Origin of the sequence: Aliiglaciecola sp. M165 (genome assembly GCF_007197995.1) — a bacterium.
Lineage (GTDB): Bacteria > Pseudomonadota > Gammaproteobacteria > Enterobacterales > Alteromonadaceae > Aliiglaciecola.
In genome coordinates, this window is record NZ_VKKH01000004.1 from 521519 (window position 1) to 547729 (window position 26211).

The 26211-nt window shown below is 43.3% G+C and carries 22 protein-coding genes and 4 tRNA genes; 3 read left to right on the plus strand and 23 right to left on the minus strand.

Annotation, left to right across the window (positions count from 1 at the left end; genetic code table 11):
* Positions 1–151: 151 nt before the first annotated feature.
* From tuf to zapE, 23 genes are all read right to left on the minus strand, one after another.
* Positions 152–1336 (minus strand): elongation factor Tu, encoded by a 1185-nt coding sequence (tuf, locus tag FM019_RS09570; protein ID WP_143835682.1) that lies wholly within the window; start codon positions 1334–1336, stop codon positions 152–154.
* A 61-nt stretch (positions 1337–1397) separates the two neighbouring features.
* A tRNA-Thr gene (locus tag FM019_RS09575) sits at positions 1398–1473 on the minus strand.
* A gap of 7 nt (positions 1474–1480) precedes the next feature.
* Positions 1481–1555, minus strand: a tRNA-Gly gene (locus FM019_RS09580).
* A 93-nt stretch (positions 1556–1648) separates the two neighbouring features.
* Positions 1649–1733 (minus strand) — tRNA-Tyr (locus FM019_RS09585).
* 8 nt (positions 1734–1741) lie between these two features.
* A tRNA-Thr gene (locus FM019_RS09590) sits at positions 1742–1817 on the minus strand.
* A gap of 162 nt (positions 1818–1979) precedes the next feature.
* Entirely contained in the window at positions 1980–2705 is a 726-nt protein-coding gene (locus tag FM019_RS09595; protein WP_143835683.1) for a type III pantothenate kinase, read from the minus strand.
* Positions 2689–3663, minus strand: a complete 975-nt coding sequence (gene birA / locus FM019_RS09600; RefSeq protein ID WP_143835684.1) for a bifunctional biotin--[acetyl-CoA-carboxylase] ligase/biotin operon repressor BirA — start codon at positions 3661–3663, stop codon at positions 2689–2691. The genes FM019_RS09595 and birA overlap by 17 nt, the downstream gene beginning before the upstream one ends.
* Positions 3660–4640, minus strand: coding sequence for a UDP-N-acetylmuramate dehydrogenase (murB, locus tag FM019_RS09605; RefSeq protein WP_143835685.1), 981 nt, complete (start codon positions 4638–4640; stop codon positions 3660–3662). The genes birA and murB overlap by 4 nt, the downstream gene beginning before the upstream one ends.
* A 128-nt stretch (positions 4641–4768) precedes the next feature.
* Positions 4769–5425, minus strand: coding sequence for a hypothetical protein (locus FM019_RS09610; protein WP_143835686.1), 657 nt, complete (start codon positions 5423–5425; stop codon positions 4769–4771).
* Positions 5426–5552: 127 nt separating this feature from the next.
* Positions 5553–7619, minus strand: coding sequence for a GumC family protein (locus FM019_RS09615; protein WP_143835687.1), 2067 nt, complete (start codon positions 7617–7619; stop codon positions 5553–5555).
* A gap of 3 nt (positions 7620–7622) precedes the next feature.
* Positions 7623–8150: a polysaccharide biosynthesis/export family protein gene (locus tag FM019_RS09620; protein ID WP_143835688.1), complete on the minus strand. Its 528-nt coding sequence runs from the start codon at positions 8148–8150 to the stop codon at positions 7623–7625.
* Positions 8132–9361, minus strand: a complete 1230-nt coding sequence (locus tag FM019_RS09625) for a hypothetical protein (RefSeq protein ID WP_143835689.1) — start codon at positions 9359–9361, stop codon at positions 8132–8134. Before FM019_RS09625 ends, FM019_RS09620 begins: the two co-directional genes overlap by 19 nt.
* Positions 9362–9450: 89 nt before the next feature.
* Positions 9451–11298: a nucleoside-diphosphate sugar epimerase/dehydratase gene (locus FM019_RS09630; protein ID WP_143835690.1), complete on the minus strand. Its 1848-nt coding sequence runs from the start codon at positions 11296–11298 to the stop codon at positions 9451–9453.
* Entirely contained in the window at positions 11298–12473 is a 1176-nt protein-coding gene (locus FM019_RS09635) for a DegT/DnrJ/EryC1/StrS family aminotransferase (protein WP_143835691.1), read from the minus strand. The genes FM019_RS09630 and FM019_RS09635 overlap by 1 nt, the downstream gene beginning before the upstream one ends.
* A 10-nt stretch (positions 12474–12483) precedes the next feature.
* Complete coding sequence (locus tag FM019_RS09640) at positions 12484–13116, minus strand: acetyltransferase (RefSeq protein WP_143835692.1); 633 nt, start codon at positions 13114–13116, stop codon at positions 12484–12486.
* On the minus strand, positions 13113–13730 hold the full coding sequence (locus FM019_RS09645) for a sugar transferase (RefSeq protein ID WP_143835816.1): 618 nt from the start codon (positions 13728–13730) through the stop codon (positions 13113–13115). The genes FM019_RS09640 and FM019_RS09645 overlap by 4 nt, the downstream gene beginning before the upstream one ends.
* A gap of 2 nt (positions 13731–13732) precedes the next feature.
* Positions 13733–14887 carry a glycosyltransferase gene (locus tag FM019_RS09650; RefSeq protein ID WP_185969242.1) on the minus strand — a complete coding sequence of 385 codons (1155 nt, stop codon included), beginning with the start codon at positions 14885–14887 and terminating at the stop codon, positions 13733–13735.
* Complete coding sequence (locus tag FM019_RS09655) at positions 14887–16125, minus strand: glycosyltransferase (protein WP_260681589.1); 1239 nt, start codon at positions 16123–16125, stop codon at positions 14887–14889. The genes FM019_RS09650 and FM019_RS09655 overlap by 1 nt, the downstream gene beginning before the upstream one ends.
* The gene (locus tag FM019_RS09660) at positions 16061–17269 is read right to left on the minus strand and encodes an oligosaccharide repeat unit polymerase (RefSeq protein WP_143835695.1); all 1209 of its coding nucleotides are present in this window, start codon (positions 17267–17269) and stop codon (positions 16061–16063) included. The genes FM019_RS09655 and FM019_RS09660 overlap by 65 nt, the downstream gene beginning before the upstream one ends.
* Positions 17270–18385 carry a hypothetical protein gene (locus FM019_RS09665; RefSeq protein WP_143835696.1) on the minus strand — a complete coding sequence of 372 codons (1116 nt, stop codon included), beginning with the start codon at positions 18383–18385 and terminating at the stop codon, positions 17270–17272.
* Between the two features lie 202 nt (positions 18386–18587).
* Positions 18588–20750: a S9 family peptidase gene (locus FM019_RS09670; RefSeq protein ID WP_143835697.1), complete on the minus strand. Its 2163-nt coding sequence runs from the start codon at positions 20748–20750 to the stop codon at positions 18588–18590.
* A gap of 154 nt (positions 20751–20904) precedes the next feature.
* A complete protein-coding gene (locus FM019_RS09675) occupies positions 20905–21627 on the minus strand; it encodes a YebC/PmpR family DNA-binding transcriptional regulator (protein ID WP_143835698.1) in 723 nt (240 codons plus the stop codon).
* A gap of 61 nt (positions 21628–21688) precedes the next feature.
* Positions 21689–22789 carry a cell division protein ZapE gene (zapE, locus tag FM019_RS09680; RefSeq protein ID WP_143835699.1) on the minus strand — a complete coding sequence of 367 codons (1101 nt, stop codon included), beginning with the start codon at positions 22787–22789 and terminating at the stop codon, positions 21689–21691.
* A gap of 107 nt (positions 22790–22896) precedes the next feature.
* Here zapE and FM019_RS09685 point away from each other — a divergent pair, with 107 nt between their 5' ends.
* From FM019_RS09685 to FM019_RS09695, 3 genes are all read left to right on the plus strand, one after another.
* Positions 22897–23331 carry a ZapG family protein gene (locus FM019_RS09685; RefSeq protein ID WP_143835700.1) on the plus strand — a complete coding sequence of 145 codons (435 nt, stop codon included), beginning with the start codon at positions 22897–22899 and terminating at the stop codon, positions 23329–23331.
* Positions 23332–23415: 84 nt separating this feature from the next.
* Entirely contained in the window at positions 23416–24783 is a 1368-nt protein-coding gene (locus FM019_RS09690; protein WP_143835701.1) for a DegQ family serine endoprotease, read from the plus strand.
* Positions 24784–24907: 124 nt separating this feature from the next.
* Complete coding sequence (locus FM019_RS09695) at positions 24908–25954, plus strand: trypsin-like peptidase domain-containing protein (RefSeq protein WP_143835817.1); 1047 nt, start codon at positions 24908–24910, stop codon at positions 25952–25954.
* Positions 25955–26211 lie beyond the last annotated feature (257 nt).

The window sequence follows — 26211 nt, forward strand, 5'->3', positions numbered from 1 at the left end:
AGGATTGGGGTAGATCCCCGACAAAGAGCACCTCGGGGACGACGTCGCCTTTTTTGGGGATGGCGTCGCTGTTCTATTTTCGGGGACGACGTTTTTTCTGCAGGCATAAAAAAAGCTGCACTAGGCAGCTTTTTTCAATAACGCTTAGTTGTTATGCAATGATTTTTGCTACAACACCAGCGCCAACAGTTCTTCCACCTTCACGGATTGCGAAACGTAGACCTTCGTCCATCGCAATCGGAGCAATCAACTCTACTTTGAATTTCAAGTTGTCACCAGGCATTACCATTTCTACGCCTTCTGGAAGCTCTACCGCACCTGTTACGTCTGTTGTACGGAAGTAGAACTGTGGACGATAGCCTTTGAAGAATGGAGTATGACGGCCACCTTCATCTTTAGACAATACGTATACTTCTGCTTCAAACTGTGTGTGTGGGTTGATTGAACCAGGCGCTGCCAATACTTGACCACGCTCTACTTCGTCACGCTTAGTACCACGTAGTAGTACACCAACGTTCTCTCCTGCACGACCTTCGTCAAGCAACTTACGGAACATCTCTACACCAGTACAAGTCGTCTTCGTAGTCTCTTTGATACCTACGATTTCTACTTCTTCACCTACCTTGATGATACCTTGCTCTACACGACCTGTTACTACTGTACCACGGCCTGAAATTGAGAATACATCTTCAATTGGAAGGATGAACGGCTTGTCGATTGCACGCTCTGGCTCTGGGATGTAAGTATCTAGCGCTTCGCCTAGCTCTACAATTTTCTTTTCCCACTCTTCGTCGCCTTCTAGCGCTTTCAAAGCTGAACCTTGGATTACTGGCAAATCATCACCTGGGAATTCGTATTCTGTTAGAAGTTCACGTACTTCCATTTCTACCAATTCTAGTAACTCTTCGTCATCAACCATGTCACATTTGTTCATGAATACGATCATGTAAGGTACGCCAACCTGACGACCCAACAAGATGTGCTCACGTGTTTGTGGCATAGGACCATCTGTTGCCGCTACAACCAAGATTGCGCCGTCCATCTGTGCAGCACCCGTGATCATGTTTTTAACATAATCAGCGTGTCCTGGGCAGTCAACGTGTGCGTAGTGACGAGTCGGTGTATCATACTCAACGTGAGACGTTGCGATTGTGATACCACGCTCGCGCTCTTCTGGAGCGTTATCGATTTGATCGAATGCTTGAGCTGAACCACCATAGGTCTTTGCTAGAACTGTAGTGATTGCCGCTGTTAGCGTTGTTTTACCATGGTCAACGTGGCCAATAGTACCAACGTTTACGTGGGGTTTCGTACGTTCAAACTTTTCTTTTGCCATCTTAAATTTTTCCTAGCAAAGTATATTAAAAAAAACCTATATCAAAGAGTTGATGGAGAACTGGTGCTGATAGGCAGATTTGAACTGCCGACCTCACCCTTACCAAGGGTGCGCTCTACCAACTGAGCTATATCAGCACGTAATTGGAGCGAGCAGCGGGAGTCGAACCCGCGTCATCAGCTTGGAAGGCTGAGGTAATAGCCATTATACGATGCTCGCAAACCTTTTCTCTATCCACCTCAATGAAAGTGGTGGCGTGACTCACAGCGTCACACCATACACCTGATTTAACCTGCAGGTGCACAGTAAATATGGTGGAGGGGGCAGGATTCGAACCTGCGAAGGCTGAGCCGGCAGATTTACAGTCTGCTCCCGTTGACCGCTTGGGTACCCCTCCAGGATTGATGGTGCCGACTGCCGGAGTCGAACTGGCGACCTACTGATTACAAGTCAGTTGCTCTACCAACTGAGCTAAGTCGGCACTGCATCAAGTGGGTGCGCATTCTAGAGTAATGATCACGTGGGTGCAAGAGTCTGAAACTAAAAAATGCGTAAAAAGTACTTAAAATTTGAAATTGGTGTTTTAGCTGGATGAAAAACCGTCAAATAATTAATGGAATTGGCACAAAGCGCTGTCTACCCGCTACTTTTGACAGTATCGACTTAATCCCTGCAAGACGATGTCGGGCATGTGTTCAATACGCTCGTTAAACATATGTTCGACAAGGTTAGCATTGCCGCCACAAACAAAAATTCTATAATCTTTCGATTGCTGTTCTAAATGACGTACTGCTGACAATACAAAACCTTCTAGCATCGCCTGACAGCCAAAATTCACGCATTGCGCAGTGCCTTGACCTATGCTTAATGATTCAGGTAATTGATCATCGCCAAACACTTTGGACGTATTTTGTGTCACCGCGTTCTTCATTAGAGCAAAGCCAGGAGCTATCCAGCCCCCAACATGTTGAGCATCGATCACTAAATCAAAGGTAGCAGCCGTGCCCAAATCAATGACACCAACAGGACCTAATGTATGCAGCCTGGCGCCAAGAACCGCTAGCCATCGATCAACCCCAAGATTTTTGTATTCAGAATAAGCACAGCGAATGCCAAAAGCCTGAGGTTCGGTTGTCACATGTTGCAATGGAATGCTTCTATCATCACACAACGTTTTAAGCTGATCGACAACCCCTTCATTTTTGACTGATGCAACAATCACTTCAGGTACATCATCAAGCAGAGGGATAAGTGACGCAATATTTGCGCAGTTCAAAGTAGAAATATTCAATGGATTTGACTCAGCGTAAGCATATTTAATTCGGGTATTGCCAATATCCACTAAAAGAGGACTAGTTCGCTCTGACACTTATCTCACCGCCATGAAAATGTTTAATCTCGCCGTCAGACTCAAGCAACAATGCACCATTTGCATCAATGCCTCTGCCAATACCCTGCACTTCATTTTTGCCCATCAGTAATTTAATCGGTTGGTCATAAAAATAATCTAGCGATTGCCACTTAGATAAAAAAGGAACCAAGCCTCGTTGTTCAAAGAGCGTTAAAGCGTTGTTCAATGATTTTATAAGATGGGCAGCTAAAATGTTACGGTCGACCTGCTTGCCTGACGCCCTAATGATATCAGTCCAAGGTTGATCGATATTCACCTGTTTTTCAGGAAGATCGACATTGAGTCCTAACCCAATGATACAGTCACAGCCTCCACCCAACTGCCCCTCAACTTCAACAAGGATCCCAGCCAACTTTTTCCCCTGGACATACACATCGTTTGGCCACTTTAGCTTTGCATCAACCAAACTGAGTTCGCTTAGCGCCTCTGCGATAGCAATCCCTACCACTAAACTAAGCCCACTAATTGCTTGATAACCGCCATCAAAGCGCCAGAACATCGACATATATATACTGGCACCGTAAGGCGATTCCCATGTTCTACCTTGCCGTCCCCTTCCAGCAGTTTGTGCTTCAGCTAAACAAACGTACCCAGACGTAGGTTGCGGACGCAAATCCTTCACATACTGATTAGTTGAATCGATAATGTTCAACACAGTTAGCTGAATATTATCGTGCTGCTCCAATAGCCGAGTGATCGCTTTATGTTCCAGAAGCGACAAGGGTTTGCTTAGTTTGTAGCCTTTCCCAGTGACACTAAAAATGTCCAAGCCTAATTCGGTCAGTGCTTTGACGTGTTTGGAAACGGCAGCCCGACTCAGTCCCAACTCAGCGCCAATGACTTCACCTGAATGAAACTGTCCATCGGCCAGTCGCTGCAGTAATAGCGTTCTAGAAAGATTTGCAGATGTACTCACAGTGTTATTAACCCTTCTTTTCCGACTAATCGGACTTCGTTTTCAAGACTAATAGAAAATACGTCATTCACCTGCTGTTGGATTTCTCGCGCTAACTCTAGCAATTGCTCTCCCGTTCCAGTCCCATCATTCGTCAGCACTAGTGCTTGTCTGGGGTGACATTGTATCCCACCGACTTTTTTTCCTTTAAAACCTAATTTGTCAATTAGCCAGGCAGCTGGTAATTTGACGCTGCTCTGATCAACGGCATAGCTTGGTAATTGGTCCCATTCACATTGCAACGCAGCATAGTGTTTTTTACTAACCAAAGGGTTTTTAAAGAAGCTACCAGCATTTCCGATGACACTGGGATCTGGAAGTTTTTCTTGTCGAATTCGAATCACTTCATTGAAGATATCTGTTGCGCTGGGTGAATTAAGCTTAGCGAGCTCTCCATAATGGTTAACTGGCTGCCAAGCTTTAGGTAGACTAAACAGCACCCTTGTAATGACAACCTTACCAAAAAGCTCTTTTTTGAAAATGCTGTCTCGATAACCAAAATGACACTCTTCATTGCTCAAGCGGTGTGTTTGGCCAGTGCTTATTTCAAAAAATTCGACGGAATTGATATAACGATTAATCTCAACTCCATAGGCGCCAATATTCTGGATAGGTGCAGCCCCAACTGAGCCGGGGATAAGGGCAAGATTCTCAAAACCATATAACTGTTTTTCTGTGCAGAATTGAACTAGGGAATGCCAATCCTCACCGGCATTCACCTCCAAAAGATAGTGGTCGTCTAGCTCAGTGATTTTTTTTCCTGCGTGATTCACTTGTACCACCACGCCATCAAAATCTTCAACAAAAACACAGTTGCTGCCTTGGCCTAAAATCCAAAAACGCTCAGTACCAAAATCTGAAATCCCCTCACCCAAAGGTAATATCCTTTTAGCTGAGTGGGCTAATCCAAACGTGTGTAATGCTTGAAGATTGTGCAACAGTTAATCCACTAGTAAATTTCGCACAGTATAGATGTCTAACGCAAAAAGGCGCACCTTTTTTTGGTACGCCTTTTAAAATAGAGCTGTATTGTTCGGTCGTGAATTGTCACTGAACCGGGTTTGTTTTACGCCTTTCGTCTGCGAATCAACATAAAGCCTAATAGCCCGGCAAACATGCTCGCCAGTCCACTTTCTGACAACTGCGCATCAATGCTGTTATCTGGGCTTTGTACCGGTTGAAATGTCAGGAATGTGCTGTACCAATAGGTTGGTGCAGAAGTCGTGTAACCGGTGTAATCCACAGTAAACTCTTCACCATAAGTGAAAACATTTTGTAGGGAGCCATTCACTCGGCTACCCCCCATGCGAATCAAGCCATCTTCGTCTTCATATAAGCCGAAACCATATTTAACTTGAGCGTTCAACGTATTTTCTGTCGAACCGAACAGGTCAAGCCAATTAAGTGACTGTTCGTAGCACTCATTGCCAATTGTACAGTTGTTTTGATAATTTGTTGGTGTCGAAATTGTAAAGCTTGGAAACGCTTTTGCGAGTAGGTCTTCAACCTGACCATTGTCAGCGTATCCCCATTCATCAAATAAATCACCTGCTTGAAAATATCCAGTCCCCGCAGTAACAGAAAGATCCAACCATATCGTACCAGTTTCTAAATCTTTCACCGCAAGTTGATCACCTGCGTTGAATGCGTCCCACTGAATCAACGACGCTTGTGCGGAGAATTGAACAAAGGCCAACAATGCAAGAAATCTTATAAACTTCATAATAAATATCACTTAAAATTATATAGTTGTGCATTGTAAACAGAAAAACTAACGGTTCCATTAGCCTTTAGTCTAGTATCAGCATATTTAACAACTTCGTTGCCATTTTTAACACGAAATTGACAACTTATTTGTATTTACGTTTACTTTTTACATTAGTTAAAACAACACCTTGCAGTGGGGAACCTGCCTCCTGAAGCTTTTGGATGCCAATTTTTAATTCTTCTATCGTAATTGATTCGACATCGCATTCCAGAATTACCGCATGCGCTAATTTGGAAACCACGATTGCGTCACTAAAAGCGTTAATTGGTGGTAAATCTATGACTACCCTTTCATTCAAAATAGAGAGTTTGTCGACGAATCCTGCGAATCTCTGTTTTGACAAGAAAACCAGTGGGTCAGCTGGAATTGGTCCTCCCAATAAAATTTGCACGGGCGAATTTTTAGGACGGAATATACACTCACTAATTTTGGCTTGACGTGAGAGTAAACTGGTTAGGCCAGGACGCTTTGGATCCAATTTAAAAATTTTTGGTATTGTTGGTGAACGCAAATCTGCGTCAATAAGAAGCGTTTTTTCCATTCGACTGAAAGAGTCAGCCAACTGTATAACAAGGTCCGATTTATTTTGTTTTACTGAGATTCGAGTGACCGCAATGATACGGTTTTCCTCTTCAGATTTATTAACTAGTAAAGCTGTTCTCAAAGAACGAATTGCCTCGGAGAATGCATAAAACTGTTGTCTTTCATCGAAAATATTTTCACTTTTACTCTTTAAATGCTTTTTACTAGGTTTTGGTAGTTCAGCTAATACCGGAAGGTTTGCTGCACGTAATACTTGCCTTATCTTACTGCGTTTATCGCTCAGTAAATGCATAACAAGCCAGAAACCTACACTCAAAACAGAAGAGAGCAATCCAATTACGACCAAAGATAATGGAACATTAGGCTTAAATGGCCTTTTAGGAACCGCAGCATAATCTATCACCGAATAATTACCTTGCTGCTCGATATCTTTTAACAACTCTGTTTCTTGCAACCGACTTAAAAAGGCTTCATACAGTTTTTGATTGGATTCCAACTCTCGTCGCAACTTAGTCAATTCAATTTCTAAGCGCCCCAGATTACTGTGCTGACTTTGTGCTTCGTTCAGTTTATCCGTCAACATTTTTTGGCGTTGCAGTACTACTTGATATTCGCGTTTGAGACTCACTAAAGACTGTTGCAATGCATCTGAAAGCTCCAATTGCAAGGCTTGTAATTGCTCTGTCGCAGTTATAAATCGATAATGTTTGTGTTTATAGCGCTTCGATATTTCGCCAAGTAGTTGTTGCTGTTCTAGGATCCTTTTTCGAAGTTCGATAATAACAGTGTTGTTCGCAATTTTAGGAATTCCTAATAATTTACCGGTATCATCAATATCGCGATTAGCTTGGGCGACGATAGATCGTAGGTCGGTAACGATTTTTTCGTTAAATAATCGCTCTCTCATTAACGTTGTAATTTCACTTTGAACAAGGGCCAATTGACTGTTTAAATCCACAAGCTGATTTTCTTCGAGAAACGCTTGAAGGTTAGTTTCAGCCTGGGTAAGTGTACCTTGGATTTCTTCCACCTGAGAATTGAGCCATCGAGATGCAATCTCGGCCCTTTCTCGGCTTTTTTCCGATTGAAACGCAAAGAACATTGGACCGATTTGATTCACAACTCTTGCAGCTAGCTCTGGCGTCTTAGATACAAAGCTCACTTTTAGCATGTCGGTTTCGTTGAGGTGATTTAAAGTTAAATCCTCCACTACTACCTCAACCGCATGGTCGATATCGGGCGAACCCACAGAACCACCAATCAGTGGGAAGAATTCTTTTTCAAGATGTAGATCTAGGCTCTCTACTACAGAGCGTACAAATTGCTTGGAACGAATAAACTCAATATGCGTGTCCATTTTACTTGGCGAACGTCCTGCTAAAGCCGCCAGCCCCGTGAAGCTCACATTACCGCTGTTATCGTCCAACAATAAGGTACTAGTCGCCATGTACATTTTAGGCAGTTTTTTGACGTAGTAGTACCCTGTTGACACCAAAACGACAATGGTGAGCACAATCGGAATTTTCTTCTGCCACAGAAACGCAAATAAATCAGCAACATCAAAGCTGACTTCTTGTTTACTGTCAGAGGCTTCAAATCCGGACATAAGCTAAAAAATACTTTCCTCGATGTGTAGGATGTCCCCAGGAGAGACCAAATCGGATTTAGTGACCTGATGTTTAACTTGGTCAGCTCCGTTCACAATATACCATGATGACTTGGATGCTCGATCTCTCAAACCTCCACCAATAGCTATGGCTTGCTCAACTGTGAGGTTTAGGCGAAATTCATAAGCTCCAGGGAGTTTTACTGCACCTTTTACATAAAATGGCCTATATTTTTCCACCATTACGCTAACGTCAGGGTTAACCAAATAACCATCAAATAACTCAGCTTCTATCTCACGTTCGAGTATGGAAGGCGTTTTATTAGCCACTTCTATTTCACCTATCAGTGGAAACTTTACCTTTCCACTTATATCAACTTGGGTTCTTACAAAAAGATCCTTCTCATTGTAAACACTAATAACAATGGTATCGCCAGAACCAATTGCGTAGCCGCTCGTTCCATTGTCTTGCGAGATACTAAAACCAGAAACTATTAGTCCCCACCAAAAAACTAAAATTCGTATTGCCATGCCAGATTGACGCTGTTTTGACGGAAATCGACATTTCGATTTTGGTCTTTCAACGTATTGGTTCCAATTGAAAAGTTAATAACACTGTGGTCAGATAAGTTTACTTGGCTACTAATGCCAATCATAAAGTCATCACTATTTGCTTCTTGCTGTAGCTCTTGATATTCGAGCACTCTGAGCGTTGCCGCAATCCCAAATCGCCATTGTTCACTATAAAAATATAAAAACTCTGCGATATGCTCTTCTTCAATAGTATCGACAGATAACTCGTTGTTGACACCTGAAGTAGAGCGTCTTTGAGAACCAAAGCTAATTAGAAGGTCTTCGCGAGGAAAATAATCGATTGCTAATTCCCAATTTACACCTGATGTGTTTTCAATTACATCGTAGCGTCTTTGATAAGCACCGATCAGTGCCAGCACTTTAGATTTTCCTCCTGGCAACCACTCAGCTCCAGTTAAAAATCGGTAGTAGTCACTATCTAACGCCGGAGCAAATTCATAAGTGAGTGAGCGATATTCTAGAAGTGCAATCAATTGTGTTTGGTCGCTAATTCGAAAATTGCTGTATAGACTTGCAACGTCTTGTTCCAAATCGAAAAAATCTGAGTAAGCGTTTACGTTGTCGTAGTCTCTCGCTGACTTAACAATCGTAAATTGAATAGAGCGATAAGTTCGGTCTGCGCCATAGGTGACACTCAAGCTACCTTGGGCAATGGAAGCAGCATCGTTTTGAGCAATACCTGAGCGAAACCGAGAAATACCTGTACCAATCTGCTCGTCAAAGCTGGTATAACGTAAATTGACGTCTAGTGACCATCTTTTATCGAAAAACAAGCGATTGTTTACACCAAGATCAAAAGTAGAAAAGCCGTCTTCTTGCTCAATCTGATTGTCTGACAAATTATATTGATTGGTCAGAGCCAAATATTTTCCTTCAAACCAATGTTCCTCCTGCTTCGTCACCAAGTTTCCTTTAACCGTTGCAGTGAGTGAAGAGGCTTTAAGATCCGGTTCGAGTAAAGCATTGTAATTATCGGTATAGATAGCTCCTAACGATAAAACGAATGGGGACTTGGTTTTGTCATAAAATTTCTCACTCGGATCAAATATAGTTTCACCTAAATCAAATGTTCCATCCACTGCGTAGACAGATTGGACCGAACCAATTAACACAATATATAAGACACCAAGCGGCCTAATCGCAAACATATTTATACTTATCCAGGATTATGTATAGTTAAATATCGGCCGCGACGGAACTTCCTTTACACATTGAGGCACGGGAATTGATCGTTGTATCAATGTTTTGCTGGTGCGTACCCCAAAGGTGCTTCTAGCAGAATTTGCAATGCTTCATCTGGTTGTTGATTAAGCAACGAGTAATTGAGCCTGTCGACCAACATGACAATTTCTTCAAAAGGCAGTTTCTGCTCATCGGCACCCATAATGCGCGGATGCTGAGTTTGTGTATCGGCATCGTCGATAAGCAATTCTTCATAAAGCTTTTCCCCTGGTCTCAGGCCAGAAAACTTTAGTTCAATAGTGCCGTCAGGGTTGTCTTCATCCCGAATACTGTGCCCCATCAAGTGAGCCATTTTTGACGCCAAATCGACGATTTTGACCGGGTCACCCATGTCTAGTACAAATACCTCACCATTTCTACCCATTGCGCCGGCTTGGATCACTAATTGCGCAGCCTCAGGAATGGTCATAAAAAACCGAATAATATCAGGATGAGTCACCGTAATTGGACCGCCATTACGGATTTGGTTGGAAAACAAAGGGACGACTGAACCGGAAGACCCCAACACATTGCCAAACCGCACAATCGCAAATTGTGTGTCAGAGTGTAACTCTGCAATTCCTTGCACGTATAACTCAGCAAAACGTTTGGTCGCACCCATAATATTGGTCGGACGCACGGCCTTATCAGTGGATATCAGTACAAACTTCTCAACATCATATTCAACGCCGACTAAAGCGACATTTGCCGTACCAAATATGTTGTTGCGGATCCCTGCAAGAGGATTGCTTTCGACCATAGGAACATGCTTGTATGCAGCAGCGTGGTAGATGGTTTGCACTTTCTGCTGGCTAAAAACTTCTCGCAGTGCCACGGTGTCTTGAATGCTGGCTAACACGGGCACGATTTCTATATCTTTAAACTTCCTAGTTAGCTCGTTTTCAATTTGGTACAAGTTGAACTCAGACAATTCGTAAAGCACCATTTTGGTCGGACGGGAAAGCGCTATCTGACGACAAAGTTCGCTACCAATTGAACCGCCAGCTCCAGTGACCATAACGCACTTGCCTCGAATGTTAATGTCCAACAACTCCGGAATTGGGGGGACTGGATCACGGCCTAGCAAGTCTTCAATCTTTATTTCACGAAGTTCGTCTATTTTCCGTTTTCCAGAAACTATATCTTGAATATTGGGGATACTGAGCAATTCAACAGCAAAAGGCTCAAGTTCGGCAATCAACTCTTTCCGGCGACTTGAAGAGGTGTTGTTCACTGCCAAAAGCATCTTGCTGACACCGAATTTTTTGACTAAATCAGGAATTTCATTTCTGGAAGCAACGGGCAAACCCAATACCTGTTTGCCTTGATATTGGCGTTTATCATCAACAAAGGCGATAGGTTGAATGTCATTGCCAGCGCGCAATGTTAACGCAAGTGAACGGCCTGCTTCGGCGGCACCGAAGATGATGCATTTTTCGCGCATTTTATAGCGCTGTGCTTGAGCTGACGCTTGAATTAATAGCCTTGGCGCAGCAATTAGCGTGATGGCAACCATTAAATAAATTAGCGGTACTGTCGCCGGCATAAAGACGTTAAGTGTATATTTGGCCAAGAGCAAGTACAGTGTTGAACACAGTAGCACTAGGATCATGATGTAAACGGCACCAATCCCCATAAAGCGAATAATTTGTGAATAGTGCCCAGCAAACGTTAACGCACTAAGCGTAAAAACAACATTTGCCCCTAGAATGCCCCACTCAAGCGCACTAAAGTCCCATTGAGCAATACCAATTCGTAACCAATATGCAAACAACAGTGCAACAACGACAGATAACGCATCCCAAGTGAATTCAATAGCCAGCTTCGCTTTGGGATGTAATTCAAAAATCTTCTCTATCTGCATTAAACGCTCGCTTGCTCTATAACTTCTTTGATTACGTCACAGCATTTATCTATTTCATGTTGTTGTAACGTAGGATGAACCAAGAACATAAGTGAGGTATCACCCAGTTCAACAGCATTGGGTAATGGCGTGTTAGGTCTGAAGCCAGTGTTATCGAATGCCTTTTCTTTGTAAACCTCTGAACAGGAGCCCGAAAAACACGGCACACCTTTGTCAGAGATTGTATTCATGATTTTATCTCTATCCCAACCCGCTTTTAGCTGTTCATTGTTCACGAACACATAACATTTATAAAACGCATGTTCGATATAGTCAGGAATTTGCGGTACGCGCAGAGAATTGAACTGACCACAGGTGTTAAAAATTTGCTCAGCGTATCTTTTTCTCGTTTCTCGCCAATCTGGCATTTTTGACAATTGTTTGCGGCCTACAGCAGACTGAATTTCGGTTAAACGCCAGTTCGTTCCAAAAGATTCATGGAGCCATCTAAAACCTGGTGGATGCTGTTTTTCGTAAATTGCATTCCAGGACTTTCCGTGGTCTTTGTAGGACCATATCTTTTGCCAAAGTTCTTTATCATTGGTCGTCACCATGCCGCCTTCACCCGCGGTTGTCATGATCTTGTCCTGACAAAATGACCAGGCACCAACATCACCAATTGAGCCAACCGCACGACCTTTATATTTAGCACCATGCGCCTGAGCGCAGTCCTCAACAACTTTCAAATTATTTTCTTTAGCGAGATCAAGAATATCGTCCATCTCGCATGGCCAGCCTGCCAGATGCACACATAATATCGCACTGGTTTTATCTGTAATAACCGCTTTAATCGTGTCAGCTGTGACATTTTGTGTATCTAAATCAATATCGGCGAACACAGGTACTAGCCCTGCCAATACAATGCTGGAAACCGACGCTAAAAATGTTCTTGAGGTAACGATGACTTCTGAGCCTTTTGGCAACTCAAGCGCCACCCAAGCTAAATCCAGAGCAACAGTTCCGTTAGCCACGGCAATGGCATAGTTGGCGTCGCTGAAGGTGGCAAACTCTTTCTCAAACTCCCTGCCTACCTGGCCTGTCCAATAATTTACTTTATTGGATGCAAGGACCTCAAGCACCGCCGCTTGTTCTTCTTCGTCATAACTAGGCCAAGGTGAAAATGGGCCATTTAACATGTGAATTACCTCAATCTACTTCTTTAATGGGTCTTGCAGGCACGCCAACTACCGTTTGGTAATTTGACACATCCCTGATCACAACGGCACCGGCTCCGACCGTAACTCCGTTGCCAATTTTGATATTATTTGCAACCGTTGCACTAATGCAGACGAATGATTGGCTCCCAACTTCGACAGTGCCAGCTAGCCTCGCACCAACTGATATATGTACATAATCACCAATACTGTTGTCGTGGTCAATGCTAGAAGCGGTATTGATAATACAACCTTTACCGATAGTAGTGGATATATTAATAATCGCACCCGCGCAGACTAAAGTACCTTCGCCAATCGTTACATGATCAGCCAGCACCGTTTTAGGATGAATCAGGGTTGCTAATGGGATATTTCCAAGCCTCGCCAATTCTTCACTCACACGTTGGCGAGTTGCATTGCTACCGATAGCTACAAACACTTCCGTGTTTTGGTCCACCAGCGAATTTAATCCTGCCATATTGCCAACTATTTCCCATGGACCACTTTTTTGTACTTGCGGAAATAATTCGTCGATAAAGAATATCTCTGAGTATTTTTGCATTTTTGCGGCACAATCGGCAGCCACTTTGCCGTGCCCGCCAGCACCTATAATCAGTAACTTCATTTTGAGTCATCCTTTTCAGCGACGACTGTTCCCTCGAATTTGCTCATAGTAGCTTGGCCGTCTTGGCTGATGTCTTTGCGCCTGATGACTTTCAAAACCGTTAAAAATAGGATTTTAATATCCAACCAGAAGCTCTGATTTTCTACGTACCATACGTCCAATTCAAACTTCTTCTCCCAACTCAGAGCGTTACGGCCATTGACTTGCGCCCAACCGGTTATTCCAGGCCTGACTTCATGTCTGCGAGCCTGAGTGGGCGAATAAAGCGGAAGATATTCCGGTAACAACGGCCTTGGACCAACCAGACTCATATCACCTTTGATGACGTTGAACAGCCCCGGAAGTTCATCCAAACTAGCGCTTCGCAGAAACTGCCCAAATGCAGTCAATCTGAGCTCATCAGGCAAAAGGTTGCCATTCTCATCTACGTCACTGGTCATACTGCGAAATTTGTACATTCTAAAAAGTGTTCCATCTCGACCGGGGCGTAACTGTGAGAACAGAATGGGAGAACCAAGCTTGAGCCGCACCAATAATGCCACCAACAAGAAAATAGGTAATCCTATTAACAACACACTGAGGCATACCAAGAGATCAAACAATCGCTTCAGCATGTTCACGCCCCTACCTGATTTCCAGATAAAATCTGGACATAAAAATCTTTAACTTGTTTTGCGTTGTCTTGCACATTCATCACACTGGCCACTTTCTTGGACGCATTTTCGATCATCTGCAGACGCTCCTCACTTGATTCCATGGCTTGAATTATCTTCTGCGCAATTGATTGAGGATTCTTGGACTCAGCCATGTAGCCAGTTTCACCATCTATTACAAGGTCAGGAAAGCCTCCAACATCGGAAGTCAGCGTAGCCACACCAGCATACATCGACTCGACCGCACCACCAACATTTTCAGAGTGTGACGGATGAACGGCTAAATCGAACTGCGGATATAGGGCTGGCACGTCATTTCGATGCCCAAGAAAATGACAGGCACCTGGCGCTTTTTGTTGGGCATAAGTTTTAACACTTTCAAAATAGGGCGCGGTATCTCCCCATGGTCCGCCAACAAACACGCACGCGACGTTTTGATGGATTTGTTTCACAATAGCAATGGCATCGATTAAGTCCTCGTGCCCTTTTAAACCACGTTTTTGTCCCAGATATGCCTTGGGCGCATAAAAGAACGCCACCATGCCCAACAAAAAAGTCTCTTGTGGAAGACCTAATTTTTCTTTGAGGCTCTCTTCAACATCTCGATTGAAAGTAAAATCGCTGGCATTAACGCCATAGTACGCTAGACCAATTCGACTTGGCTCAACACCAAAACGTTGATAGGCCTGTCGTGTCCAAAGGCAAGAGGCCATCCAGTAATCAAATTGATTGGCACTCCACAAATCCAGCGTTCTAAATATTTTGTGTTCCAAATGCAAGGGGCCTGGAACATGAAAAATCTTCTTAATTTTCATTTTGCGCATCGCAAACCGCATAAACAATGTTGTTGCAACAAAATGGCTATGAACTAAGTCGGGATTAATCTCTTCGACTAACTTTTTGAAGGCTTTTGCTTTACTGAAATTCAACCAAGGTTTTTTGATTTCAAGTGAAGGATCTAATAAGTGGACCTTGACACCGGCCGCTCGATATTTGTCGACCATGGGGCCGTCAGGAAGAGCCAAATGCACTTCGACACCAAGTTTCACAAGTTCTGTTGTCTGCCGTAAAGCCCAACTTGCACCTACTGCGGTTTTAAGCAAATGTAAAACGACCATTATACGCTGCTCTCCAAAAGTGCTTGATACATATTCTTGCGACGCTCAGCGAGCACATCATTATGGTAGTTTTGTGCTTTTGTATAATTGGCTTGGCTAATTTCCATCAATTCCTGAGACGTTTTCAACATGACTGATTCCAGAACATCTATCAATTCAGTCTGATTGTCTCGTTCAACAATAAAAGTCTGAGGTAGAAGCTCTTTCACCCCACCAACATTAGTCGCGACGCAGACAAGCGAGCGTGCCATGGATTCGATCAAAACTCTGGGTAAGCCTTCCTGCCTTGAAGACAACACAAACACATCGGAATCATCCAATATTTGGTTGATCTGTGCTCGTTGTGACAAGTTACCTACAAAGCGCACACTTTGTGCGATTCCCAGTTCGTCGGCCAATGACTCCATGGCAGGTTGCAATGCGCCACCACCAATCCAGGACAAATATACCTCAACCCCTTTGGATTTTAATTTGGCTAGTGTTTCGAGCATAAAATCGCAACCTTTGTAAGGTTGGGACAAATTACCAATACACACCAGTTTAATCGGCCTATTTAATGTGTACTCGCTGCGTTGAAAGTAGTCCGAATCACCCAATTGAATCGAAGAGTAATGAGTATCGAACCCATCTGGATTTGGCGGATAACGCTCCTGCAAGCTGTATTCAGTCACATAGGAAAGCGACACAGCCTTAGCACATTGTCGTCGCAACATATGGTAAAAAAGCCGCTTAAAAACCGGCCTAAGAGGGCTTTTGCTGGCTCCTGGCGCAAAGACATCAACGGGGTCACCAACTACCTCAGCGGCATAGGCTTTTCCTGACGGCATTGCAAAGAGATGATAGAAGAATGACAAAATACCGGGTACCCGATAAATCACACACCGGTTAACGAGTTTTCGGGTTTTCAAAACCTTTATCAGATCAGGCAGTTTTTTAATGAAGCCAGCAGGGCCGATATAAATGGGCAAATCAGTAAATCCAACTGTATCACTGTCGACCCGTTGCCAAAGCTCCTCAGGTCGCTCTACCTTTTGTACTCTAGCGACGATATTAACAGCATCAAACACGTTCAAATAACGATGCCAAAACGCATTTGGAAACGCATTATCTGTCCAATATTTACCCTCGTTGCAGCGATAAAATCGCTGTTCAATCACTACATCTACTAACACATCAAATCCGATAATACATTCTGCCCCGCTGCGAAACAAAAAGCAGTACAAAGAAGATGATGACACAGTAGATAAATGCCTTAAACAAAATCAATGACTCGCCTCGAATCGCATACACGAAGTAGAAAAGGTTGAAGTAAGTGAGCAGTACACCCACAGGTCGGTCTTTCAAAAATCCTTGATAGGTCCATGCCAAAAACGCTGATATAAACACAAATAAAATCGGCACTCCCACATAACCAAAATTGAGTAAGGCTTCACCTTCGATAGAAAAGCCATATGCACCATCATTTGCAGCGGATGAGTAACGGCGGCTAAACCAAATAGACAAAGGAGTAGTCAGGCGTATTGCGCCTAATGTCAACATATTGATAAAACCAGAAAAATAGGACTCACCCCACATTACCAGCTCACCTTGATCTAACCATGAAACAATATTTGATGTGACCATCAAATTACTGCCCTGATTTAGAAACGATCCTAGACCGCCACCTTCAAATTCAGTGCTGCGCCCCGCGGACATCATAGTGAAAGCAAAGCCCCCGAGTGTTCCACCTAACAGAATTTTCCATAGGGCAATGCTTTTTTCTTTGTAAAACCAAAAATACAAAGGCACTACGATCAGCGCAAAATCGCGCTCGCCCATGTAGAAGCAATAGGTGAAATAGAACAATACTGCGCCGGTAAATTGCCAGAAGGTTTTTCTGTCCATTTCCGACTTAGGCATTACGGTCATGTAGCAAAACAAAAACAATGGCCAAAGCGTCAAAACAACATAATGACCTATGCCCACGGCCTGAATTTTTTGGACTTTGTCATAAGGTGCAAAACCGATACGAGAGAATGCCAATAAAAACAGCAGAACAACTGGCACGGTCATGAAAAACATCGCGATTTGTCGCAACAATATAGGCTGTTTCACCACTAAAGTGTGGTTAGGCGTCAGTGAGCCGACCCAGTTTGATGGGAAAACGCTCATTGTCGCGATAGCCAGAAAAAACGCTAATGAAGCTTCGTAAAGATAAGCGGTTTTAATCCCACTGTAAATGGACAGCCCCATCATATGGGCAATGTAGGGACCAAAACAAAAGTAGAAATAAATGAATAAGTAAATTGCTAACGGGCTAATTTTTCCATTGTAACGAAACACCTCCCAGAGCAATCTGGTAGTTAAAAAGGCGATAGATAAATAGAAAAATAAATGTTCCATTTACTCAACTTTTTTGAATGAAAAAGACATAAATCCTACGACAAATTGAAGCATTGCACTGAATAAAATTAGCCACATTAAGGCCACAAAGCCATATTGCACATAGAAAATCGTCCCTAGAGTATAAAGAACAACGGTGTTAAACGCAGTGAAAAACAGAAGCAATTTATGTTTGCCACTGGCCATATATAAATAATTCGCGACCGAAAACAGGATCGGGCCAACACTTAGTAACAGCACCCAAGTATAAATGTAACTCAGGTCTCCCTCGGTAAGATGTATATCGTTGTGTAGTGCCCAAAAAATCTCATGAAACCAATCTACATGACCCACTTGCAACAGCGCAAATAGACCCAAAGCAATACTTATGCACCATTTGAAATGGTGAATAAATTCACTTTTGTCTTTATTCTCAAACGCCTCTCTTAATTTATGCAGTCTTGCCTGAACCATTGTATTGACTACGACCAAAGTACCTGCGACCAAAAAGCTCGATACGGTAAACACACTTAATAGCACTTCTTCTTCACCCATAATGTATCTTGGAATATTGAAGTACACAGAAAATGTTAACGCACTCATTGATAAAGGCATAGTCGACTTTAGTAGACGCCACAAATGCTGTGGAGAGGCTAACAATAGATTTCTAATTTCGATTCCCGAGCCGAAAACAACAAAGCATAGTGCTAGCACCAACATTGCAGCGACAATATCTCGGGTAAAATAAGCACATATTGCTGCCAGAATAATACTCGCCCACTTACCTACTGTGATGAAAAACAAAGACTTACTCTTCGCAGATTTTATTGCTGTCGCGATCGGTAGGTCGAAGAGGAGTTCTGTGACTTTGAATAAATAAATAGCTAAGACAAATGCCAGTTGCTCTTCATAACTGCCGTAGATAAATGCAAATATTATCCCAAGTGCAATTAGAATAAATCTTAAAGAAGCAATATGATTAATATCATGCTCTGATTTGGATAACATGAAGTTTCGCGAAGGGCTTGCAAGCAAAATACAAATTGGTGAAAGAACAGCCAGAATATAACTAAATTGGCCTACCGCACTAGCTCCGGCGCTGTGACTCAACCAAAGCACAATTAGCCAGGGGATCATAAAAGTGCTCACCTGAATTAAGAGCAGCAAAAAAGGAACACTGTAAAGAAGGTTTTTAACCTGGCGCATTGTTATTGTTTTGAAACCAGAATGCTAAAGAGTATCTCTTGATTTGAAGCAAACAACAACAATTGGATAGGATATATTCATTTAAAAGCCCGGACAAACCGGGCTTTGAAAAGGTATGAAATGCTAGGGCGTATTATTTATCTATGCCATGTGCTTTAAGCGTAAAGGTAAATTCTTCAGCATAATCTCTTAAGCGTCCATAACGTCCACTGTTAGCAAAATGACCTGCTCCCATGTTGATTCGCATGAGAAGTAAATTGTCATCCGTTTTCATCTCGCGCATTTTGGCCGACCATTTAGCAGGCTCCCAATAGGTAACTCGTGGATCGTTAATCCCTCCAGTAGAGAGCATGGGTGGGTACTCACGAGCAACAATGTTGTCGTAAGGCGAATAACTTTCCAGTAAGTCGTAAGCCTCTGCACTCTCAATTGGATTACCCCATTCTTTCCACTCAGGTGGGGTCAGTGGCAAAGTGTCGTCTAACATGGTGTTGAGCACATCGACAAAGGGAACACCCAAGATAACTGAGCGCCATAGTTCCGGTGCTTGTATTACGGCTGCACCCATTAACTCGCCGCCAGCACTGCGACCAGAAATAGAGATATTCCCCGCTTGAACATAGTTTTCTTTTATCAGGTATTTCGCAACATCTACAAAATCATTGAACGTATTTGTGCGCTTTTCAAGCTTACCATCCAGATACCATTGATAGCCCATCATGTCGCTACCTCTTACATGAGCAATGGCAAATGCAAACCCACGGTCTAGCAAACTTAAGCGTAACGTTGAAAAACTAGGATCAACAGTAGCACCGTAAGCGCCGTAGGCGTAAAGCATCACCGGTTGACTTCCGTCTTTCTTAAAACCTTTTTTATAAACGATAGAAACTGGTACCTCTACGCCATCTCTGGCCGGTGCCATTTTACGTTCAGTAACGTACATGGACTTGTCATACCCTGAAGGAATGACCTGAACTTTTCTGGTATCCAGAGTCTTTGAGGACAAATCGTAATCGTACACAGTGTCTGGCGTCACCATAGACTCGTAATTGATCCGCACGAAGTCTTGATCAAATTGAGAGTTGATACCCAAAGAGGCTGAATAAACTGGTTCAGGAAACTTAACGTCGTGAGATTCGCCAGAATAATCGCGAATACGTATTTGCTCAATACCGTTTTCGCGAGCGTGCAAAGCGATGAAATTTTTAAAGGTTTGCATGCCTAACAAGTACAATTGGTCAGAACCTTCAATTAATGTTTCCCATTTTTCATACTCTGGAGACTCATTGCTAACGCTGGCTAAGCGAAAGTTCTTGTGAGTATCGTTGGCCAATATGTAAAACTTGCCGTTTGCATGATCTACTGAGTTTGAGAAACCTTGTTCACGTGAAACTAACTGCAGTGGTGTCGCACCAGGATCCTTGGCGGGTACTACATGCACTTCCTGAACTTCCCCTTGACTACTAACTAACAAGAAATATTCATCATCACTTGTCATGCCAAACCCTAGAAAGAAGCCGTCATCTTTTTCGGCGATAAGGACTTTATCTTCCGATTGCGCAGTGCCTATTTTGTGTAAGTTAACACTCTCTGTTTTCCACTGGCCTTCACGAAGTTTGGAATAGACTAGATGTTGGCTGTCAGCACTAAAGGCCACGCCACCTTGCACATCAGTAAGTTCATCCTCTAAATACTCACCTGTCTCTATATCTTTTATACGGACTAAATAGCGCTCTGCGCCATCAGTATTAAATGAATAGACTAAAAAGCGTTTATCGGGACTGATGTCATAACCACCTAGCGTGAAATAATCGTAGTCTTTTGCCAGCTCAGTCTCATCCAAAAATACCTGCTCTTCGCCGGTTTCCAGATTTTTACGACTGCGAGTGCGATACTCCTCACCTTCTCGATAGTACCAGCGATACTCATAGCCGTTTTCTATCCAAGGAACTGAACTCTCCTCTTCGTTGGTGCGACCTTTAAACTCCTCAAAAATGGTATCTGTTAACGCTTTATTTGGCTCAAGGAACTTCTGGAAGTAATCGTTCTCTGCAGTCAAATAATCTAAAACGGGTTGATCATCCACGACAGGATAACCTTGATCTTTCAACCAGTGATATGGGTCACTAAGCGTGCGACCGTGATACTGCGCTGTATATTCAACTTTAGGGGCTGATGGCGCTGGAGTTTCTAGTTGTTTAATTCGGGGAAAGCTTTCTTCCATTGGAGCCTCTTTGACATTTGAGCAGGCGGCCAGCATTGCAACAGGCAATGCAAAAAGGAGGGTATGGCGCATAGGTGTAAAATCCGTGTTTTTATAGTAAGAACTGGAATCATACGTGGTGACATGGTGAAAAACAAAACAAAAACGCCGCATTATAGCGGCGTATTGTCAAAACTGTACGCGTTGACTAGGTCAACTACGAAAGCTTAACCGAGTAGACGATGTTTTAGCGAATCACCTCTGCGTTGTGATAAATATCCTGCACATCGTCACAGTCGTTGAGCATGTCGATAAACTTATCGAACACTTCGACATCATCGCCCGATACTTCGGTGTGTGTCTGTGGGATAAAGGTAATTTCATCGACGTCAAACTCAAGTGAATCGTTATCTTGGGTAATGGCAGTTTTGGCTTTAAAGTATTCCGTGTGAGGAGCAAATACAGTAATAATGCCATCTTCACTTTCAATGTCAGCTACGTCGACATCTGCTTCCATCAATGCTTCGAGTACGGCTTCTTCGTCATCGCCTTTGAATGCGAGAATTGCGTGATGATCAAACATATGAGAGACGGCACCTGGTGCGCCTATTTTGGCGTTTGTTTTGGTAAAACAATTACGCACCTCAGTGATCGTTCGGTTGTTATTGTCAGTCAGGCAATCAACAATGACCATGCAACCGCCAGGACCAAAACCTTCATAGCGTGCAACGGCAAAATCTTCTCCTGCGCCACCCTCTGCTTTTTCGATGGCTTTTTCAATGACGTGGCTAGGAACCTGATCTTTTTTGGCTTTGTCGATGAGTCGACGCAGGCTTAGATTGGCTTGAGGGTCGGTACCACCATTTTTTGCCACAACATAAATCTCTTTTCCGTATTTGGAATAGATTTTCGTTTTTTGACCCGCAGTTTTTGCCATCGCAACTTTGCGTACTTCAAACTTTCTTCCCATCTTGATCCCGCTTTTTGTGGTTTATTTAAAAATTTTACGAATTCTACCTAAGCTACCCCTGCTAGGGCAAATGCTGCTTGGCCAAATAGTCATGTGATTGCATCTCACTGAGTCGACTTAGACAACGTTTAAATTCAAACTCGAGTTGCCCTTGGGTATAAAGATCTTCCATAGGCACTGCAGATGAGATGATAAGTTTGACATTTCGTTCGTAAAATTCATCCACCATAGCAATAAATCGCCGGGCAATGTCATCAATTTCACGGCCCATCTGTTCAACATTAGCTAGCAATACCGTGTGGTAGCAACGGCTTATCTCCATATAGTCGGTTTGACTGCGGGGCCCATCGCACAATGCTCTGAACTCAAACATGACGACGCCGTCTGCATCTTGCAAGCTTGGGATTTCGCGCCCCTCAATCTCAATATTTCGTCCGCTTCCGCCAATTTCCGGCGCAAGTTGTTTAAAATAACGACACAGGTTTGCAGTTGCGTCTTCATCAAGTGGATGATGATAAATTTCCGCCTGCTCTAGGGTTCTAAGTCTGTAATCTACGCCAGAATCAACATTTACAACACGACAGTTCTGGTTAATCAAGTCAATAGCAGGTAAAAAGCGCGCCCGCTGCAGCCCATTTTTATATAGGTTGTCAGGAATGATGTTGGACGTCGCGACTAAACAGATGCCGCGAGCAAATAACTCTTGCATCAAAGTTCCCAGAATCATTGCATCGGTAATGTCAGAGACAAAAAATTCGTCGAAACATATGACTTTGGTCTCCTTAGCAAACTTTTCTGCGACAATTTTTAAGGGATCACTTTCTCCACCAAGGGCTTTCATCTCGTGGTGAACACGGTGCATGAACCGATGAAAGTGGATACGCATTTTTCGCTTGAAAGGCAAACACTCGTAGAAGGTGTCAACTAAGTAGGTCTTGCCGCGCCCTACTCCCCCCCAAAAATACAGTCCTTGGATACTGGGTTTGTGCATGCCCTTGCCAAATGCACCAGCTAATTTAACTCGCCAGGTAAGTTTGCGCTTGGGTTGAGTCAACTCATCGTACAAACGCTGAAGTTCTTTCACGGCGTTTTCTTGAGCTGCGTCAAAATGAAATTCTGGACTTGTTAGGTCTTGTTGATATTTTTCCCAGGGCGTTGTCATGTCCGTCCGCTAATTTAAATTTGTTACACTTGAATGAAAAATAATTGGCCGCATAGTTTGCTTAGCGAGTATGATTAAGTAAAGCATTTGTAGAAATTGGAGACATTATGGACTGGATAGTGGGTGTTTTGCTATTGGTTGTGGGCATCATCATTGGATTTTTTGCATCTAAGTTCCTCGTTGAGCAAAAATTAGCCGAACAGGCATCCAAACTCAACGATACGACGTTAAAAGAGATGCTTGCGCAACACGCAGCAGATCATCTTAGTCAGTCTCGAGAAATTGTTTCGTCTTTGCAATCTCGTTGTGATGATTTGGCGGAGCAGCTTGATGCATACGAAAATGTACTCAATGCCAGTCAGATGGATGACAGTGAAAAACTGTCCTATTTTGGCGAGCATGCAACGGTGTTTATTCGTCATCAACAAGCCAAGCAGAAGCGTAAGCGTGAGAATGCTGAATTTCAGCCAAAGGACTTTTCTAGCGAGAGAACAGGTTTGTTTACTGACGCAAAAAATAAGCAAGTCGTCGATAACGAATAATTTAATCTGAACTTTGCAAACCATTGTTGTGTCATCTGACAGACTATTTAAATTAAGTAGGAATACTTTGGAGACAAAATTACGATGAAAAAAGCTGTAAATCGTTTGTTAATAGCTACTTGCTTGGTAGCAGGAACTTTTACGTTAGGTATGAGCGCTAATGCAGCCTTGCCCTTCTTCTCTTCAGATAAAGACGAAATGCCTTCGTTGGCTCCAATGCTCGAGCAAACTACTCCGGCAATTGTGAGCATATCGGTAGAAGGAACGCAGGTATCACGACAACGCATTCCAGAAATGTTCCGGCATTTTTTTGGTGGGCCAAATGAGCAGGTGCAAGAGCGCCCATTCAGAGGTCTAGGATCAGGCGTTATCATTGATGCTAAAAATGGTTACGTGGTCACAAACAACCATGTTGTTGACAACGCAGATGAAATTACAGTTAAGCTAACTGATGGACGTGAACTCAAGGCAATCAAGTTGGGTGCAGACGAGCAAAGCGATATTGCGTTGCTACAAATCGCATCAGAAGATTTGGTCGCCGTCCCGTTAGCAAATTCTGACAAACTGCGGGTAGGAGATTTTGTTGTCGCCATCGGCAATCCGTTTGGCTTGAGTCAAACAGTCACCTCAGGGATCGTGAGCGCCTTGGGCCGCTCAGGATTGAATATTGGCGGCTACGAAGACTTCATCCAAACTGATGCGGCGATTAACCGCGGTAACTCCGGCGGCGCTTTGGTGAATTTACGTGGCGAACTGGTGGGCATTAACACTGCCATTTTTGGACCTAATGGCGGCAACGTCGGCATTGGCTTTGCGATTCCAAGCAATATGATGAAAAGCCTAGTTGATCAAATTATTGAATTTGGTGAAGTTCGTCGTGGGCTGTTGGGAATCCTTGGTCAGGATGTTGATGCAGGATTATCCGAAGCAATGAATTTGGACGTCAACAAAGGTGCATTTGTCAGCGAGGTAAGTCCGGATTCTGCAGCTGAGAAAGGTGGAATTGAATCAGGCGATATTATCACCCATATCAATGGCAATGAGATCAGTAGCTTCCAGGAGTTACGGGCTAAAATTGGCAGCATGGGAGCTGGTGCAGAAGTTGAACTTACTGTGTTACGCAAAGGCGACACCAGAAATATTGAAGTCACCTTGGGTGATGCGACCGGCACAGTGGTAGCTGCCAGAGAGGTCCATCCTGCTTTAGAAGGTGCCGCATTGTCTAATGGCACGACTGAACGTGGCAATCCAGGTGTTGAAATATCAGATTTGGAAAGTCGCTCACCTGCAGCGCGTATCGGTTTGCAAGATGGCGACATTATCGTCGGAGTAAACCGTACTCGAGTCAATACAGTTGCTGAATTAAGTAGGTTGATGGATGAAGCCGAAGGCGTCATTGCGCTTAACGTGCAACGAGGTAAATCGTCACTATACCTTGTTATTCGACAATAAATGACGTAACCAATTGAACAAGCCGCTTTGAAATCAAAGCGGCTTGTTTGTTTCTCACCTACCATGATCGCATTTTAGGTGTTATTCTTACTAATCAGTAATTTAACTCGAATCATCCGTGAAAATACCTTCCTGGCTACAATTTTTTGGTAAATCCATCGCGCTTGGATTAATCATTTCCGCGTTAATCTTGGCACTGGTTCCAGAACTCCGTAAAGGTAGCGATTTAAACTTCGATATGTTTAAACGCGGCGACAGCCTTCCTGAAAGGCAAAGTTACTATGATGCTGTCAGTCGATCAGCACCTGCTGTGGTTAACATATACAGTAGTAGTATTGACATAGTCAGACGTCAGCAAGTGAGCCGAACCAGCCTGGGTTCGGGCGTTATTATGAATGAAAATGGTTATATACTGACTTGTTGGCACGTGATCCAAAATGCAGAACAAACAATCGTCGGCTTGCCCGATGGTCGCCGCTTACCGGCTGAACTAGCAGGTTACGACGAACTTACCGACTTAGCAGTGCTTAAAATTACCGCCGACAATTTGCAAGTTATTCCTCAAGTGGATGATCCGCAATTACGAGTTGGAGATGTTGTTCTGGCGATCGGCAATCCTCTTAATATTGGTCAAACCATAACCCAAGGTATCGTTAGCCGTTCGGGGCATACTGTTACACAGAATTTTCGAGAATTTATTCAAACTGATGCGGTCATGCATGAAGGTAATTCAGGCGGTGCGTTGGTTGATAGCAATGGTATTTTGGTAGGCATTAACAACGCCAACTTCAAGACGCTTGATAGTCAGCGCAGAGTCATCGATGTTAACGGTATATTTTTCGCTGTGCCTTACTCTCTTGCAAGCAGAGTCATGGATGAAATCATTGCCAATGGGAAGGCCAGCCATGGGCAGCTTGGTTTTACTGGAGGTATCGACCCTGACGTACAGGGCATAGTAGTGACAAATGTTGTTCCTAATGGTCCAGCCGATTTAGGCGGTTTGCAACAGTTTGATATTATTCTCTCAATCAATCAAATTGAGCTTGAAACTCTTGACCAAACCTTTGATATGATTGCAAAAAGCCGTCCTGGTGAGCAGCTAAACTTGACCATTAGCCGCAACAATACGTTTATCAATCTTACTGTTACAGTCGGCGAAGCTCAGCGCTAAAGCCGTTTCACAGACTAAACACAAGTCAAAACTATAACTTGTCGGCTGATCATTATGTAGATTCACGAACAAAGACTCATTCGGTGTAACCCGTCCTGCGCGTCAAGCCAGGGTTTAGATCCTGCGATAGTAAGTGCTTCATAGATACATTGATCTTTGTCTTGCCTTTTAAACTTTTAACCTTGTTTTTGCGACATAAATATATCTATGTTTCACTTTACCAATAATATGAGATCAAACGTTTCACTTCTTTGCAC

Bases quoted from the DNA above. Each gene is read 5' to 3' on its own strand.
- tuf (WP_143835682.1), bottom strand. From the start codon at position 1,336: ATGGCAAAAGAAAAGTTTGAACGTACGAAACCCCACGTAAACGTTGGT.
- FM019_RS09610 (WP_143835686.1), bottom strand. From the start codon at position 5,425: ATGAAGTTTATAAGATTTCTTGCATTGTTGGCCTTTGTTCAATTCTCC.
- FM019_RS09615 (WP_143835687.1), bottom strand. From the start codon at position 7,619: ATGTCCGGATTTGAAGCCTCTGACAGTAAACAAGAAGTCAGCTTTGAT.
- FM019_RS09620 (WP_143835688.1), bottom strand. From the start codon at position 8,150: ATGGCAATACGAATTTTAGTTTTTTGGTGGGGACTAATAGTTTCTGGT.
- FM019_RS09625 (WP_143835689.1), bottom strand. From the start codon at position 9,361: ATGTTTGCGATTAGGCCGCTTGGTGTCTTATATATTGTGTTAATTGGT.
- FM019_RS09630 (WP_143835690.1), bottom strand. From the start codon at position 11,298: ATGCAGATAGAGAAGATTTTTGAATTACATCCCAAAGCGAAGCTGGCT.
- FM019_RS09635 (WP_143835691.1), bottom strand. From the start codon at position 12,473: ATGTTAAATGGCCCATTTTCACCTTGGCCTAGTTATGACGAAGAAGAA.
- FM019_RS09640 (WP_143835692.1), bottom strand. From the start codon at position 13,116: ATGAAGTTACTGATTATAGGTGCTGGCGGGCACGGCAAAGTGGCTGCC.
- FM019_RS09645 (WP_143835816.1), bottom strand. From the start codon at position 13,730: ATGCTGAAGCGATTGTTTGATCTCTTGGTATGCCTCAGTGTGTTGTTA.
- FM019_RS09650 (WP_185969242.1), bottom strand. From the start codon at position 14,887: ATGGTCGTTTTACATTTGCTTAAAACCGCAGTAGGTGCAAGTTGGGCT.
- FM019_RS09660 (WP_143835695.1), bottom strand. From the start codon at position 17,269: ATGGAACATTTATTTTTCTATTTATCTATCGCCTTTTTAACTACCAGA.
- FM019_RS09665 (WP_143835696.1), bottom strand. From the start codon at position 18,385: ATGATCCCCTGGCTAATTGTGCTTTGGTTGAGTCACAGCGCCGGAGCT.
- FM019_RS09670 (WP_143835697.1), bottom strand. From the start codon at position 20,750: ATGCGCCATACCCTCCTTTTTGCATTGCCTGTTGCAATGCTGGCCGCC.
- FM019_RS09675 (WP_143835698.1), bottom strand. From the start codon at position 21,627: ATGGGAAGAAAGTTTGAAGTACGCAAAGTTGCGATGGCAAAAACTGCG.
- zapE (WP_143835699.1), bottom strand. From the start codon at position 22,789: ATGACAACGCCCTGGGAAAAATATCAACAAGACCTAACAAGTCCAGAA.
- FM019_RS09685 (WP_143835700.1), top strand. From the start codon at position 22,897: ATGGACTGGATAGTGGGTGTTTTGCTATTGGTTGTGGGCATCATCATT.
- FM019_RS09690 (WP_143835701.1), top strand. From the start codon at position 23,416: ATGAAAAAAGCTGTAAATCGTTTGTTAATAGCTACTTGCTTGGTAGCA.